The 14,989-nt window shown below is 59.6% G+C and carries 8 protein-coding genes; all 8 read right to left on the minus strand.

Annotated features, from left to right (window positions below; translation table 11 throughout):
- Positions 1-4 precede the first annotated feature (4 nt).
- The 8 genes from H8K04_10575 to H8K04_10610 all read right to left on the minus strand — a co-directional run bounded on the left by H8K04_10575 (position 5) and on the right by H8K04_10610 (position 14,985).
- Positions 5-6,562: an amino acid adenylation domain-containing protein gene (locus H8K04_10575; GenBank protein UVT14307.1), complete on the minus strand. Its 6,558-nt coding sequence runs from the start codon at positions 6,560-6,562 to the stop codon at positions 5-7.
- 11 nt (positions 6,563-6,573) lie between these two features.
- The gene (locus tag H8K04_10580) at positions 6,574-7,464 is read right to left on the minus strand and encodes a TauD/TfdA family dioxygenase (protein UVT17949.1); all 891 of its coding nucleotides are present in this window, start codon (positions 7,462-7,464) and stop codon (positions 6,574-6,576) included.
- Positions 7,465-7,701: 237 nt separating this feature from the next.
- Entirely contained in the window at positions 7,702-8,397 is a 696-nt protein-coding gene (locus H8K04_10585; GenBank protein UVT14308.1) for a 4'-phosphopantetheinyl transferase superfamily protein, read from the minus strand.
- Between the two features lie 14 nt (positions 8,398-8,411).
- Complete coding sequence (locus H8K04_10590) at positions 8,412-9,161, minus strand: thioesterase (GenBank protein UVT14309.1); 750 nt, start codon at positions 9,159-9,161, stop codon at positions 8,412-8,414.
- Positions 9,155-9,397 (minus strand): MbtH family protein, encoded by a 243-nt coding sequence (locus H8K04_10595; protein ID UVT14310.1) that lies wholly within the window; start codon positions 9,395-9,397, stop codon positions 9,155-9,157. The genes H8K04_10590 and H8K04_10595 overlap by 7 nt, the downstream gene beginning before the upstream one ends.
- Complete coding sequence (locus H8K04_10600; protein ID UVT14311.1) at positions 9,394-11,838, minus strand: penicillin acylase family protein; 2,445 nt, start codon at positions 11,836-11,838, stop codon at positions 9,394-9,396. The genes H8K04_10595 and H8K04_10600 overlap by 4 nt, the downstream gene beginning before the upstream one ends.
- Complete coding sequence (locus H8K04_10605; GenBank protein ID UVT14312.1) at positions 11,835-13,241, minus strand: diaminobutyrate--2-oxoglutarate transaminase; 1,407 nt, start codon at positions 13,239-13,241, stop codon at positions 11,835-11,837. The genes H8K04_10600 and H8K04_10605 overlap by 4 nt, the downstream gene beginning before the upstream one ends.
- A gap of 76 nt (positions 13,242-13,317) precedes the next feature.
- Positions 13,318-14,985 (minus strand): cyclic peptide export ABC transporter, encoded by a 1,668-nt coding sequence (locus H8K04_10610; GenBank protein ID UVT14313.1) that lies wholly within the window; start codon positions 14,983-14,985, stop codon positions 13,318-13,320.
- Positions 14,986-14,989 lie beyond the last annotated feature (4 nt).

Raw genomic sequence — 14,989 nt, forward strand, 5'->3', positions numbered from 1 at the left:
TCACCTATTTCAATTCTTCCAGCAGATTGCTCATGTCCTCGTCGGACAACTCGATGCCCACGAGCCCGTTGACGCCCGTCCCTTCCGCCTGCATCTCTTCTTCAACGGTCACCTCAGTCGGCACCGCTACCGCAGCAGCGGATGCCACTGTCGGATACTCGAACAGTTGTTTGGGGGTCAGTTTCATGCCGCGCTGATGAGCGCGTGCCAATACTTGCAACGTATTGATCGAATCGCCGCCGAGTTCGAAGAAGTTGTCGCGCCGGCCCACGCGCGGCTGGCCGAGCACCTCGGCCCAGATCGCAGCCAGGACGCGCTCCGACTCCGTGACCGGCTCTTCATAGGCCTGCGTCCGCGCCTGCAGATCCGGGACCGGCAACGCCTTGCGATCGACCTTGCCGTTGGGGGTCAGCGGCAGGGCGTCGAGCGCCACCACGACGCTTGGGACGAACGCATCCGGAAGCCGCTCCCCGACCCAGTGCCGGATCGCCTCCCCCACCACCTCGTGGCCCATTCGGGGCACCACATAGCCGACCAACCGCTTGGTCCCCGCCGCGGTGTCCTGCGCCACGACGACCGCCTCGTGCACCGCCGGATGTTGGAGCAGGCAGCTTTCGACCTCACCCAGTTCGATTCGTACTCCTCGAATCTTCACCTGATGGTCCAGCCGGCCCAGATACTCGATCGCGCCATCCGGCCCGTACCGCGCGAGATCTCCCGTCCGGTATACTCGCCGCCCCGGCTCGGTGCTGAACGCATCCGGCACGAACCGCTCCGCCGTCAGCGCCGGTCGCCGGTGATAGCCGCGGGCCACGTTCACACCGCCGATGTGTACTTCCCCCGGCACACCGATGGGGACCGGCTCGCCTCGATCATCCAAGATATAAATTTGTGTGTTGGCGATCGGCCGCCCGATCGGGACCGGATCGGCTGGAGCGGTCGGATCACACGACCACACCGTCACATCGATCGCCGCTTCCGTCGGCCCATAGAGATTGTGGAGCTCGACGCCCGGCAATCGCGCCCAACACTGCCGCTGAACCGCCTCACCTAGCGCTTCCCCGCTGCAGACGATGCGCCGCAACGTGCCGGCACAGGCCTCCACACCCGGCGTCTCCAGAAACGCCTGCAGCATCGGCGGGACGAAGTGGATCGTCGTGATCTTCTGCGTGACAATCCTATCTTTGAGCCGCAATCCGTCCTTGTGTTCCTCCGGCAGAGCCAGCACTAACTCCGCGCCGGTCATCAAGGGCCAGAATAACTCCCACACCGACACGTCGAAGCTGAACGGCGTCTTCTGCAGCACACGGTCGGCAGGCGTCAGGCCGAAATAGTCCTGCATCCACTGCAGCCGATTGAGGAGGCCGCCATGCGTGTTGCCCGCCCCTTTGGGACGCCCGGTGGAACCGGAGGTATAGATCGTGTAGACCAGCTGGTCCAGCCGCACCGGCGTTGGCGGACAATCCGTCGGTTCAGAGGCCTCCGTCGCAGCAGCGGACAGTTCGAGACACACCCCGGCGAACGGCGGCAATTTCCCCCGCAAAGCCGGTTGGATCAGCAGCACCGAGGGCGCTGCGTCGGCCAGCATGTACGCGATTCGATCTGCCGGATAACTTGGGTCGATCGGCACGTAGGCCCCACCAGCCTGCATAATGCCCAGCAGGCCGATGATCATTTCCAGCGACCGTTCGGCGCAAAGGCCCACCAGCACATCGGGTCCGACTCCCTGCCGCCGTAGTTCGGTTGCCACCGCCGCGCTCCGGCGCCATAACTCCTCATAGCTCAACACCTGGTCGTCCAGCCGCACCGCCACAGCCTGCGGGGCACGCTGTACGCAACGGTAGATCAAGTCCGGCACGGTCGCGCCGGTCGGATACGCGCGTCGGGTTGCGTTCCACTCCGCCACCACCTGCCGCCGCTCCTCCGCCCCCATTACCCCAATCGCCGACAGAGGTACGTCCGGCTGCGCAACCAGCTGGCCTAGTACCACGTCCAGATGCTCTGCGATACGTTGCACGCGTTCAGGAGAAAACCGCTTCTGCTGATAGGAGAGGAGAAAGGAGAGCGATTCGCCCGGCACGACGTTGATGGTCAATGGATAATTGGTCTGGCCTTCCAGATAGACATCGTGAGCCGTCAAACCTGCGCCGCCGTCATCCAGGGTTTGATCGGTCGGATGGTTGTCAAAGACCAGGAGACTATCGAATAGCTGAGTGCCGCGTGGGATCTGACTCCAGTTCTGGATCTGCGCCAGGGAAGTATGCTCGTATTGGCGCAACTCGGCGTTCTGTTGCAGCAATCCTCGCGACCAATCCCGCAGCACGGCGTCCGGGGACACAGTGATCCGGAGCGGCAACGTGTTGATGAAGAGCCCGAGCATCGTCTCGACGCCCGGGACATCCGCAGAACGCCCCGACACCGTCGTGCCGAACAACACGTTTTCCTCGCCACAGTAGCGGCTCAGTAACAGTGCCCACGCTCCCTGTACCAACGTATTGACCGTGATGCGTTCTCTGGAGGCAACCTCATGAAGAGCGGATGTCCTGGCGGCAGAGATCGTCACCCGATGCATGCCGTATCCCGTATGCGACTGTGCGCTGTCCGGCGACCGATCAGTCGGAAGTGGCGTGGTTGAAGTGATGCCCGCAAGGGTCTTGCGCCAGTACTGTTCCGCCGCCGTCTGGTTCTGAGAGACAATCCACTCGACATAGTTTCGATACGGTTGCGACTGCGGCTCGCCGGGACCCGGGCCGCCTTTGAAGAACGCATAGCAGGCAAACAGATCACCCAGAATGATGGGAAGGCACCAGCCGTCCAGCACGATGTGATGATGCGTCCAGATCAGGTAGCGCGCGTCATCTGCCACCCGGATCAAGGCAAGACGCATTAGCGGCGGTCTTGTCAGGTCGAAGTCCGTCAGCCGATCGTTCCGGAGAAATTCCCGTAACCGTTCTGTCCGGTTGAATTCAGACGCGTCGCGCCAATCGAGCTCGATGATGGGCGGCGCCTCACCCGGCAACACCACCTGCACGGGCCTGTCGAGCGCCTGCCACACGAATGCGGTGCGGAACGGTGTCGAGCGCGCGATCACCATCCGCCATGCTTCGAGGAATGCGGCATGGTCTAGGTGGCCGCGAAGCAGGCAACTCAGCTGCTCGATGTAAACTCCTGACTGCGGTTCGTACAGGCTATGAAACAGCAGTCCTTGCTGCAACGGTGTGAGCGGGTAGACATCTTCGGTTGTGGGATACAATTTCCGCGCTGCTTCCATCAGTGCCGGATCTGTCGGTCTCTGAACCCGTACCCTGTGTTTCGGCTTCAAATCGAGTCCTTCGATCCTTCCGCCTGCGGCCTCCGCCAGTTCGGCGACCGTCTGATGTTGGAAGAGATGTCGCGGTGTGAGCGGCAGACCTTGTGCCTTGGCACGCGAGATAACTTGTAGACTAAGAATGGAATCCCCGCCCAATTCGAAGAAATTGTCGTGCACACCGACCCGCTCTAGCCCCAGCACCTCGGCCCAGACCGCCGCCAACTGCGCTTCAGTCGGCGTGCGGGCCGCAGTCCATTCCTTTGCCGCCGCATGGTCCGGCTCGGGCAGGGCCTGCCGGTCGATCTTGCCGTTGTCGTTGCGAGGCAGCGCCTGGAGCGTGACGATCGCAGAAGGGACCATCGGCTCCGGCAATTGCTCACGCAGCAGCCGGATCAACATCTCGGAATCGCATGCCGCACCGTCGTGCGGCACCACATAGGCCGTTAATCGCTTTTGTCCCGGACGGTCCTGACGCACGACAGCCACCGCTTCGCGCACGTCCGGATGAGCCTGCAAGCGCAATTCGACTTCGCCCAATTCGATGCGCACGCCTCGGACTTTGACTTGCTGATCCCGTCGTCCGAGAAACTCCATCATCCCGTCCGGACGGTGCCGGACGCGATCGCCGGTTCGATAGAGCCGCGCGCCCGGATCAGTGGAAAAGGGATCCGGCACGAACGCTTCGGCCGTCCTGGCCGGATCGTGGAGATAGCCGCGGCCGACACCGGCTCCTGCTACGCACAGTTCGCCCGAGGCGCCGATCGGCATCGGTTCCAGCCAGCTGTCCACGACATAGCCACGTAGGTTAGCGATGGGCCTGCCGATCGGAGCATGAGCGTAGGTTTCGTCCGGTGGAGTTGTGATCGTCGCCATGGCGACATCGTCGGCGCATTCGGCCGGTCCATAGGCGTTCATCAGGGGCACATGCCGGTATCGCTCGAACCATCGGCGGATTAACGCAGGCGGTAGCGCTTCTCCGGTAGGCAAGAGCCATCGGAGTCGAGTCAATGCCGGTGCGTCGGCTCCTGCCGTGACGGCACTGTCGAGCATGCCTTGCAGCAAAGCCGGGACTGTTTCGAGGACGGTCACTCCCTGTTCGGCGGCGTAGCGGAGCAGTGGCTCTGGATCGCGGGCGACTTCATCGGGCACGATGAGTGTACGGGCGCCGCAGAGGAGCGCCGCCGTGAGCTGCCACACTGAAATGTCGAACCCTTGAGAGGCGGTTTGTGCAACGATGTCGGTCGGGTCAAGCTGGAGCATGGAGATCTTGCTGCGAAGATGATTGACCAGACCCCGTTCTGTCACCATCGCTCCCTTCGGGACACCGGTCGATCCACTCGTGTAGATCACATAGGCCAACTTCGCGGACGGCCACGCTCCTCGCTCACTCAACAGAACCGGCTTTTCTGAAAGACAAGCCTCAACCGTGAGCATCACCGGACGCGCGGACTGTGGCAACTGAACGATCATGTCCTGGACCTTGGACTTCCAGGCCTCCGTCGTCAGCACCATCGAAGCCCGGCTCGCCTCAAGAATAGACATCCATCGTGACGGCGGATGCCCGGGATCGAGCGGCAAGTAGACTCCCCCGCACTTCCACAGGCCCACCATCATGGCCACATAGTCGATCCCACGTTCGCCGAGCACGGCGACGACGGTCTCGCAGCCGACACCGGCAATCGAAAGCGCGCGTGCAATCCGATCAGCGCGATTATTCAAATCTCTGTAGCTGAGTGTTTCCGCACCGCAAGAAACAGCCACGGCCTCCGGCGATCGTGCCGCCTGCGCCTCAAATAGACGGGCCACCTGATCGTCAGCAGAACCTGGAATCGAGGTGTCGTTCCAATCGACCAGAATCTTTCGACGTTCGGCCGCCGTCAGCATCGCGAGTTCGCCGAGCCGAGCCTGCGGATTGTCAACGATACTTTCCAGGAGCTGCTGCAGATGAGCAGCCATTCCGCCCACGGTTTCTCGATCGAAGAGATCCTCGTTGTACTCGAACGCGCAATCCAGCCCGGTCTTGTCTTCCGTCATATCGAGCGACAGATCGAATTTGGCGCCTCCCGCATCCAACTCCATCGCGCTGACCTCCAGCGAGGTCAGCGCCAGTGTCTTGGCCAGCGAAGTTTGCAGGGCAAACATCACCTGGAATAGCGGTGTATGGCTGAGCGCGCGGGCCGGCTGCAGCGCATCCACCAGTTGCTCGAACGGCAAATCTTGATGCGCCTGCGCGCCAAGAACCGTTTCCTGCACGCGCGTCAACAGGTCGGCGAACGGCGGATTGCCCGAGAGGTCGGCCCGCAGGACGAGCGTATTGGCGAAGAAGCCGATCAACGACTCCGTCTCCCGCTTCGGCCGGTTCGCGACCGGCGTGCCAAGGCAAAAATCATCGAGGCCGCTATGCCGCATCAGAAATACCTGGAAGGCCGCGGCAAGGGTCATGAATAGCGTCGCGCCTTGCCGGCAGCTCAACGCATGCAGCCGATCGGTCAGGGTACGCGAGAGCGAAAAAGGAAAGCGTGCGCCACGATCGCTCTGCACGGCCGGACGCGGACGATCCGTCGGCAGATCGAGTACCGGCAGTCGTCCCTTCAATTTCTCTTTCCAATAGGCCAGCCGCTCCTCGATCACCGGTCCTTGCAGCCATCCGCGCTGCCAGGCCGCATAATCCGCATATTGAATCGGCAATGGAGGCAGTGGTGACGGCAGGCCCGCATCGAATGCCTCGTAGAGCGCCACGAATTCTCGCGCGAGAATCTGCGACGACCATCCGTCGCAGACGATATGGTGAAGCGTGAGGACCAACACGTGCTCCCGCGGCGCCAGTTTGAGCAGGCGCACCCGCATCAACGGACCGGTGCGGAGATCGAACGGCCGATTCGCGTCCGCTCGCGCGGCCTCGGCTGCCGAAGCCTCACGCCCTGACGGTGACTCCATACTGAAATCCACTACCGGCAGATCCATCGGGCAGTCCTCGGCGATCACTTGAACCAACTCGCCGTCAACTTCATCAAAGGTCGTGCGGAGAACTTCATGCCGCCGGACGATTTCGTTGAGGCTCTCTGCCGTCGCCTCGCGGTTGAGCGGGCCTCGTAGCCGCACCGCCAGCGCCGTATTGTATGAGGCACTGTCAGGTTCCAGCTGGGAGAGAAACCACAATCGCTGCTGCGCGAAGCTCGCGGGAAACACGTCCACATTCGATTGAGGCCCGGCCGGCGCCGCCCCGCCCGTAATGAATGTGTCGGATTGCATCGGTCTCACCGTCAACCCTTGCTCGATTCAGCCATTGCCACCAGAATTTTTCTCGGTCCCTTGAACGGCGTGCGTCCATGCGCCGCCAGCATATTGTCCAGCATCAGCACGTCGCCTTTTTGCCACGGAAACTGGACGGCCTGGCATTGATAGGCGTCCCGAATTTCGTCCAATACAGCCGTCTCGATCGCAGTTCCGTCTCCATAACAGGCCTGCCGAGGCAGATCCGCCTCACTGACCACGGACAGCAACGCCTCGCGGACGGCCGGCTCTAAATTCGAGACATGAAACAGATGCGCTTGGTTGAACCACACTGTTTCATTGGTGCGGGGATGGACGGCGACGGCCTGACAGACCTGGCGCGTGCGGAGTTCTCCGTCCGGCTTCCATTCATAGACGATGCCTGCCACACGGCAGAACCGTTCCACGGCTTGACGGTCCGCGGTGTTGAACACTTTAGTCCAAGGCACGTCGAGTCCGTTCCCATAGTTGCGCACATACATCACACCCTTCTCGATGAACCGCTCTCGGATGCGGACCGGGATGTGCCGATACACCTCGCGGCTGTCCGCGATCGGCGTATAGCCGCCTTCCGGCGACGCCTGTGCGCAATAAAACCAGATTTTCATCGGCCATTCGGTGGTGTAGGCTTGTTCGTTGTGCAGGGGAATATGCTGATGTGGAGGATATTCCGTCGACGTATAAATCTGATTGTGGACCTGAGACCGGGGTGTCGATCCGAACTCGTAGGAAGCCAGGTCAGGTGAAATCATTCGGACGAAGGCTTCGAAGTCAGCCGCCGATTCGATCGGGAATCCTCTGAATAGCAGACCCCCCACGGTCGAAAGATGTGTGCCCACCATCCGCTCTATGGCCTCGCCGTAGTCTGTCAATGATTGCATCTCCGTGGGATTGACCACGACGGGAAGGAGGGTATCCGAGGTCAAGTAGCTCACGCGGCATGGCAGCTGACCGGTAGCTTCCTCACAAGCCTCGTCAACGGGCATCGGCGCAATATTGTTATGATCGGCGTGCATGATGTTCCTCCATCGCTCCGAGGTTTGGCGATCCGGTCAGCCGGGCTTCCTCCGAATCCCATCCCCATTGAAAGCACCGCACGCGGGAAGGAATGCCTTCAGTCACCAATGCTCCGGAATAATCAGATCCAGGGGAATCGTGAACATGGCCCAACGATGATCTCTGAGATCGCCGCGAGCCGGTACGGGGGATCGTGTCTCAAACCCATCGGCAACATCGATTCGATCCAGCGGCAATTCCAACCCTGCGCCAAGAGCCTTGACGTAGGCTTCCTTCAGCGTCCACCACGAAAAAAATGTTTCGGCCTGTGCCGGTTCAACAAGTGAAGACAGGACAGTCTGCTCGCGTTCCGAACAGGCATACGACGCAACGTCGTGCCATGAAAATTCCCGATCCCGCCATTCAACATCGACGCCGACTTCGCGATCGCGCGCCAAGGCGCAGAGAACGAGCGCGCGCGCATGCGAAAGATTGAACCGCAATGCCCTAGGATCGGACGGCAAGCACGGTTTCCCATTGTGTCCCGTCGTCAACCGAACTGAACCGGGCGATTGGCCGAGATAGCATCCAAGCAAAACCCTCAGGAAGCCATGGGCGTGAACATACCGCCGACGGTCTTCTTCAAACGCAAAGCTCCGTGCGCGAACCTGTTCGGCTTCGTTGAGCAGGTCGTACAAGACGGATTCCGGCCAATGGTCGCGTACATCGGCACACCACACATGTACATCACCCTCTGATAGAGTCGATGCCGACGGCCGCATCGATGGAACAAACCTTTCCGTGGGCATGAAGGTCATCGGGCTATCCTCTGCTACTGAGACAACACTGAAGAAAGCGTTTCCAGCATCGGTCCTTGAGCGCTCCTCAGGAAAAAATGGTCTCCTTGGAACAGCCATAACTGATATCGTTCCCGTGTGTGCTGCCGCCAGCCTCGCAACATCAGCGCATCCACATGCACATCGCTCATTCCGCCGAACGAGGTGATGGGACAGCTCAGCGAAGGCTCCTCTCGGTAAAGATACCGGTCACGCAGCGCGAAGTCCGCTCGAAGCGCGGGAAGCATCATGTGCATCAGTTCCGGATGGTTGAGGACTTCGACCGGAGTACCGTTGAATCGGTACAACCGTTCAAGAAATCCCTCCTCCGACAGGTCATAGATCTGCTCTGAACACGGAAGATGCGGAGCAGGACAGCCGGATACGAACAGATGAGTTGGTTCGATTCCTCCGCTCCGGCGTAATTCACGCGCCAATTCAAAGCTCACCAACGCGCCGATACTGTGACCAAAAAAAGCGAACGGTCGATCCAGGTAGGGTTCCATGGCTTGGCGCAACATCTGCACCAGCTGGGGCAAATCGCCGACAGGCGGCTCGGTGATCCTGGCCTCTCGCCCCGGAAGTTGGACGGCACAGACTTCGATATCCGGCAAGAACTCGCTATCCGCCCAGTTTCGGAACGCGGAAGCTCCCGCACCTGCATACGGGAAACAGAACAACCGCATCCCGGACTCGACAGGACGATGAGTCACGATCCATCGGGACGAACGCGAGACCGTCAGCATGAAGATGTCGCCTTTTGTGCATTTGTCTGTTCGTCCATCCATTTCCTCAAACTCAACGGACGCATGTCTGTCCATACTTCTGCGATATGGGCCAAGCATTCGGCCTTGAGCCCGGTTTTCCCCTCGTCCCTCCAGCCCAGCGGATTCTCGCGATAAGATGGCCAGATCGAGTATTGCTCTTCATGATTCACAACAACCTTGTATACAGTCGTGTCTTCGCGTTCTTCGCTGTTCATCGAATCTCCTCCTGGTGTAGTTGATGTTCCACAGATATCCGTTTCTGTCCGGCTATCACTTGTGTGGTTCGTGAATGGGGAACCAGCATCAGAGTATGAACCGGAGTTCCGGCTAAGAATGGGAGCGGCATCCCATTACTCCAGTAAGGTTGCTGATCCCGATAGTGAGGTGAGAGAGGATGCCCGGACTGCCCGCCGGGCATATGGTGAATGCCTTCGTCTTGATGGCCAGGCGACACCACGAGCCTCTGGCTCGCCCCGAGGCCGTCCTGCATCACACGAATACATTGTCCGCAACCGGATGCAGGTTCGTCCGGCATGTTGAGAATATACCCCAGTCCCGGCAGCACCCCGCCGAGAGGATGCTCCATCTTCACGCGATTCACCTCTCCCCATGTCAGCTCGCTCGGTGAAACAGAAGGATGCTCCGCTTCCAATTCGCGGACACTTTGTTCCACCGCGTTCAGAAGAAATTCCGACCAACTGGAAAAGTGACCGGGATCCGGATTCAGTTCGGGGATTTGGGTCGTCAGAAGATGACGCAATGGAGTGTCCAGATCGCCGTCGTAGCTGAATTGCGCATCACGTTCCCGACAAGAGGACAAATACGGAGCGAACACGGAGCGTGAGAGCACTTGACGAAAGCGGAGGATGAGCGCGAACCCCCGGCTGTCGGCATCGGCCTTCCCGTTCCAAGCTTCGAAGGCATGCCGAGCTTTCACCAGCGGTGGCTTGCCTTGAATCGCAGCGTCGGTCAACACTTCTTGGGCCAATTCCCTGTAGAACTCATAAAACCGGCTCGTCGAATCCAATTGCAGGTCAAACAGGTCTCGCTCCCGGATGTTCGTCATCGTCTCCAGTCGCTCCGCGATCCTGAACGCGCGATACCCACCGGCAAAGGAATGACCGATCACATGAGGATAGGAGGCATCCAGCATGCGTTGATTGGCACTGACGACAAACCCCGATGGAGGGTCAACAATTTTTGGGAGTACGTCCGGAGACACATATCCCGTCCACCCGGCGCGGCCGTCTGCCCAAGACACACTGACTGATCCGTTGAATCCTCGGCGCACAGGTATCTTGCCCGTGTAGGTCCAGGCGATATGACCGCCGCTGTCGGCGAGAATGACATTACTTGCAGGACCGCCCGCACGGTTCATCACCGCAATGGCTTCGTCTACTGACCGAACCCTATCCATGTCGACCTGACCGAGATCAACGGCTTCAGGATCGAGTGCCGTCCAACGAACGGCCATAGGGTTGTCCAGCAATGGATTCTGCGAAACCGGTCCCCAAATGGTATCTTTGATTTCCACCACGGAATCAGAAGCATCCTTTATCTTGATGATTTCGCGCCGAGTCGTGAAACGTTTCCATCCTCCCGGAGTCTTGTACTCGTTTGAATCGGCAGGATTGAGCTCCAGTCGTACGAGGTCCAGAAAATCTCCCTCGACGTTCGTCACGCCCCAAGCCACGAGACCGTTGGTGCCTGCGGCGACCACCGGAATGCCGGGCACCGCGACACCGGCGATCTCGAGCTGGTCGTATCGAAGCTGGACACGGTACCAAATGTTGGGAACGGCCATATCCAAGTGCATGTCATTTGCGAGGAGAGATCGGCCATCCGTCGTCTTGACCCCATGGGCTGCCCACCCGTTCGAACCCAATCCACTCCTGCCGAAACGCACCATAGTCGTCCTGCGCGCTTGAATCTGATCGACCGGCTTCCGCAAGGCAGCAAGCGCTTGCACAGGAATAGATGAACGGACAGAAATATCGGATTTCATCTGCAACAACGCGTCCGTATAAGGATCAGTCTCGGGCACCAGAAACGTGACGACTTCGGAAGGCAACGCCTGCTCCATCACGGTCCGCATCCGCTCCTCTTCTTCTACGCCGCTCAGCATCTGGAAAATTCCCAGCAAGATCAGAAGACTGTCCTCTGCTTTCCAAGGTTCCGGTTCATAGCCGAGGAGCAAGAACTCGAACGGTGGAGTCTTCATCCGAGTCAGATAGTCGTTCACTCCCTCCGTGAAAGCCTCGAGGACATCTCGTTGATCTTGAGGCAACCGCGCGGCAATAGCCTTTGCCGTCACGTTGAATCCAAACGTACGTTGTTTCAAATCTGCTTCGCGCATCGTCTCGCCTAAAACCTCTGCCAGCCGTCCTGCACCGGAACGGCGAAGAAGATCCATTTGGAAAAGCCGGTCGCGCGCGGTGACATAGCCAAGCGTGCGGATTGCGTCTCCTCGCGAACCGGCTGTGATGGTTGGAACGCCATAGGCATCCGACGTGACCGTGACCGGTGCGTGCAGACCGTTCACGCTCATTTCGCCGTCCAGCATCGGCAACGAGGCCCGAATCGTCATCGCGGCATAGCCTAGACCGAATGCCAGAACGAGACAGACGACGACCAATGAACGAACGACACGCTTCATACGCGTGAATCTTGCTCCGCGGCTCGAGCTGCTTCGCAGAAGATCGACGCAATCGTGTCCACTTCCTCGGCTGTGACGATGAGCGGCGACAAAAACCGCACCACGCTGCCGTTGCGTCCGCCCAACTCGAGAATCAGACCGCGATTGAGGGCCTGAGACTGAATCTTTCGCGCAAGTTCCGGGGCCGCGGGACAGGATCCTCCGGCGTCGGGAGGCCCGTCGGCATTGATAATTTCGACACCGATCATCAAACCGCGTCCGCGTACGTCGCCGAAGCTGCGCAGCGATGTCTGAGCATTGCGCAGATGCGATAGAAGCCGTTCCCCCATGACCTGCGCGTGCTGATCGAGACGATGAGTTCGAACGAATTCGATGGTCGCTGCCCCCGCCGCCATCGCCATCTGGTTTCCGCGGAAGGTACCGGCATGCGCTCCCGGGAGCCACTGATCCAATTCGGCCCGATACACCACCACGCTCAACGGCAACCCGCCTCCGATCGCCTTGGACAACACCACCGCATCGGGAATGATCCCGGCACGTTCAAACGCAAACAACGATCCGGTGCGCCCCAATCCCGTTTGAATCTCATCGACGATCAGCGGAATGTCGCGCTCTTTGGTAATCCGGCGAATGTCCCGGAGCCAGGCGTCAGGCGAAGGAATCACACCTCCCTCACCCTGAACCACTTCCAAGATCACGCCTGCTGGTGATACGACACCGCTGTTCGGATCGTCGAGTAACCGTTCAATATACGTGCTGGACAACCGATGTCCCTCTTCACCACCGACGCCGAATGGACAACGGTAATCGTAGGGGTACGGAAGAAATTGGACATCGGGCATCAGACCCGTGATGGCGGCTTTCGGTGCCAGATGGCCCGTAAGCGCCAACCCGCCGTGCGTCATGCCGTGATACGCCCCGTGGAACGACAGAATCGTTCGCCGCCCGGTTGCCGTCTTTACTAATTTGACAGCAGCCTCGACCGCATCCGCTCCGGACGGTCCGCAAAACTGGATACGCGCATCTTCCGCAAACTCTTTCGGCAATGCACCGAACAGCGCATCGACAAAACGGTCTTTCACCGGCGTCGTCAGATCCAGCGTCTGGAAGGGTACGCCGTCCCGCAATAATTGCTGGATGGCGTCCAAGACGACCGGATGATTGTGTCCCAACGTCAACGCACCCGCGCCGGCGAGACAATCAATGTAGGTCCGGTCATCGGTATCCTGGACATAGATGCCTTTGGCTTTGCTGAGCGCCAACGGCAACCGTCTGGGATAACTGCGGGCATTCGATTCCCGCCCAGCCTGGCGCTTCAGATATGGGTTGGTTTCTCTTTCCCCCGCCACAGCGTGTGGTGTTGTCGGGAACCTTTTCTTCAGATCATCCACATGAACAGTCATGACGCGCTCCTTCCTTCACAAGTGCGGCAAGGTCACGGCTATCGAGCCGAGCGCCGCGTGCCGGCAGCAATACCGATTATCGAAATGCGCCCACTCCTTCCGTCACCGTTGTGATCTTCCCCAAATCCATCCGAAGGCATCGGTCGGCGATCGAGAAGTACTGATCATCATGGGTAATGACCAATGCCGTTTTGCCGCGAGCCTTCAAATCGGGCAACAGCTCTTCATAGAACACCCGGCGAAACACCGGATCCTGATCGGCCGCCCATTCATCGAACACATAGAATGGCCGGTCTTCGAGATAGGCCGTCAGCAAGGCCAGGCGCTTGCGTTGCCCCTGTGAAAGCGACTGCGTGGAGAACTCTCCGTCTCTGATCTGAACCTTGTCGCGCAGCTGCAACCGGTCCAGGTATTCCTGCGCTTGCCCATCGAGGCCCGCCCTGTTCAAACCGAACAGCGTGTCGAAGAGGTGGTAATCGGAAAAGACGGCGGAGAACAGTTGACGGTAGTTTTCGCGATTGATCTCGTCGATCGGAATCCCGTCGAGACGAATCGTTCCCGATTCCGGCGCGTAGAGACCCAGCAGGAGCAGGGCGAGGGTCGTCTTTCCGCTGCCGTTGCCGCCGACCAGAAAGACCAGTTCGCCCGGGGTGAAGTTGAGTTCGATCGGACCGAGATGAAAACTCCCCCCTTCCTGTTCCCGATAGTATCGGTGCGTGACACCGACCATCTCGAGACGCTTCCACGTGGTGTCGAGAACGGGGCCTCCCGAGTCTTTCTTCGTGATCTGTCCGCTTTCCTCGACGCGGTCCTGAGCCGAAGCCGTTTCGAGGGACAACCCCAACGCTTCCACTTTCTCCAGCGCGACATCCGCGCGTCCGACACTCGGCAGAGTTTCGACGATTTGGGCGAACGGCCCCATCATATAAAGGAGCACGAGCGTCGCTCCCGCGATGGCCTGTGGGGTCAGCGCCAGCCACTCAGGCAGGATAAACAGAGCGAGTCCGATCACCGCATAGAACAAGAACATGCCCCAGTTCGTGGCAATAGCGTACACCGTCATACCCTTGACGAAGTCCCGCTTGTAGGCCGTTACGGTCGGGCGGAGAGCGGTGGCGAGAAATGCCTGGCGGCGTTCGCGGTGAAGCTTGAGCTCTTTGATGCCCTCGAGGATCGATTGAAAATGGCGAAACAGGGTGTCGTTGGTTTCTCGAGCCTGTTTGAACGAGTGGAGGGCCTGCTTTTCCTGCGCTTGGAACGACAGCGCGCCGAAGAGCATGAAGCCGAGGACGATGGCCAGCACCGGCCAAGAAAGCCACCCGAGATACGCCAGGCATCCGACGACCGTCGCGCCGTTCACACAAATCAACGGAATTTGCACATAGGCCTGAGCGATGACATCCGTATCTTCATTAAGCGCAGCCAGCAATCGATGGCGACCAAGTTCCTGCACGTGTCGGAGAGGCGCACGAAGAATCTGTTCACTGAGGTGTACCCGCAACTGTGCGATGATGTCTTGGCCTAATCGTGTCAGCACCACCTCCGAAAAGGCCTTCGTGACCACCACGAGCACGACTCCTCCCAGAAAACTCATGCCGAGCGCCACCGTGCGCTGACTCTCTTCCAGCGCAGAATTGATAAAGGCGATGATGCCCGCGCTTGCCAGGCCGCTGATCAGTCCGGCGACCATGGAGAGCATGACCAGTCGCCAGGAATTCCGGTACAAGAAGCGGAGCAAGCTCATGGTC

It is taken from the genome of Nitrospira sp. (assembly GCA_024760525.1).
Classification (GTDB): Bacteria; Nitrospirota; Nitrospiria; order Nitrospirales; family Nitrospiraceae; genus Nitrospira_D.

Bases quoted from the DNA above. Each gene is read 5' to 3' on its own strand.
- H8K04_10600 (UVT14311.1), bottom strand. From the start codon at position 11,838: ATGAAGCGTGTCGTTCGTTCATTGGTCGTCGTCTGTCTCGTTCTGGCA.
- H8K04_10595 (UVT14310.1), bottom strand. From the start codon at position 9,397: ATGAACAGCGAAGAACGCGAAGACACGACTGTATACAAGGTTGTTGTG.
- H8K04_10580 (UVT17949.1), bottom strand. From the start codon at position 7,464: ATGCAATCATTGACAGACTACGGCGAGGCCATAGAGCGGATGGTGGGC.
- H8K04_10585 (UVT14308.1), bottom strand. From the start codon at position 8,397: ATGACCTTCATGCCCACGGAAAGGTTTGTTCCATCGATGCGGCCGTCG.
- H8K04_10605 (UVT14312.1), bottom strand. From the start codon at position 13,241: ATGACTGTTCATGTGGATGATCTGAAGAAAAGGTTCCCGACAACACCA.
- H8K04_10590 (UVT14309.1), bottom strand. From the start codon at position 9,161: ATGCTGACGGTCTCGCGTTCGTCCCGATGGATCGTGACTCATCGTCCT.
- H8K04_10610 (UVT14313.1), bottom strand. From the start codon at position 14,985: ATGAGCTTGCTCCGCTTCTTGTACCGGAATTCCTGGCGACTGGTCATG.
- H8K04_10575 (UVT14307.1), bottom strand. From the start codon at position 6,562: ATGCAATCCGACACATTCATTACGGGCGGGGCGGCGCCGGCCGGGCCT.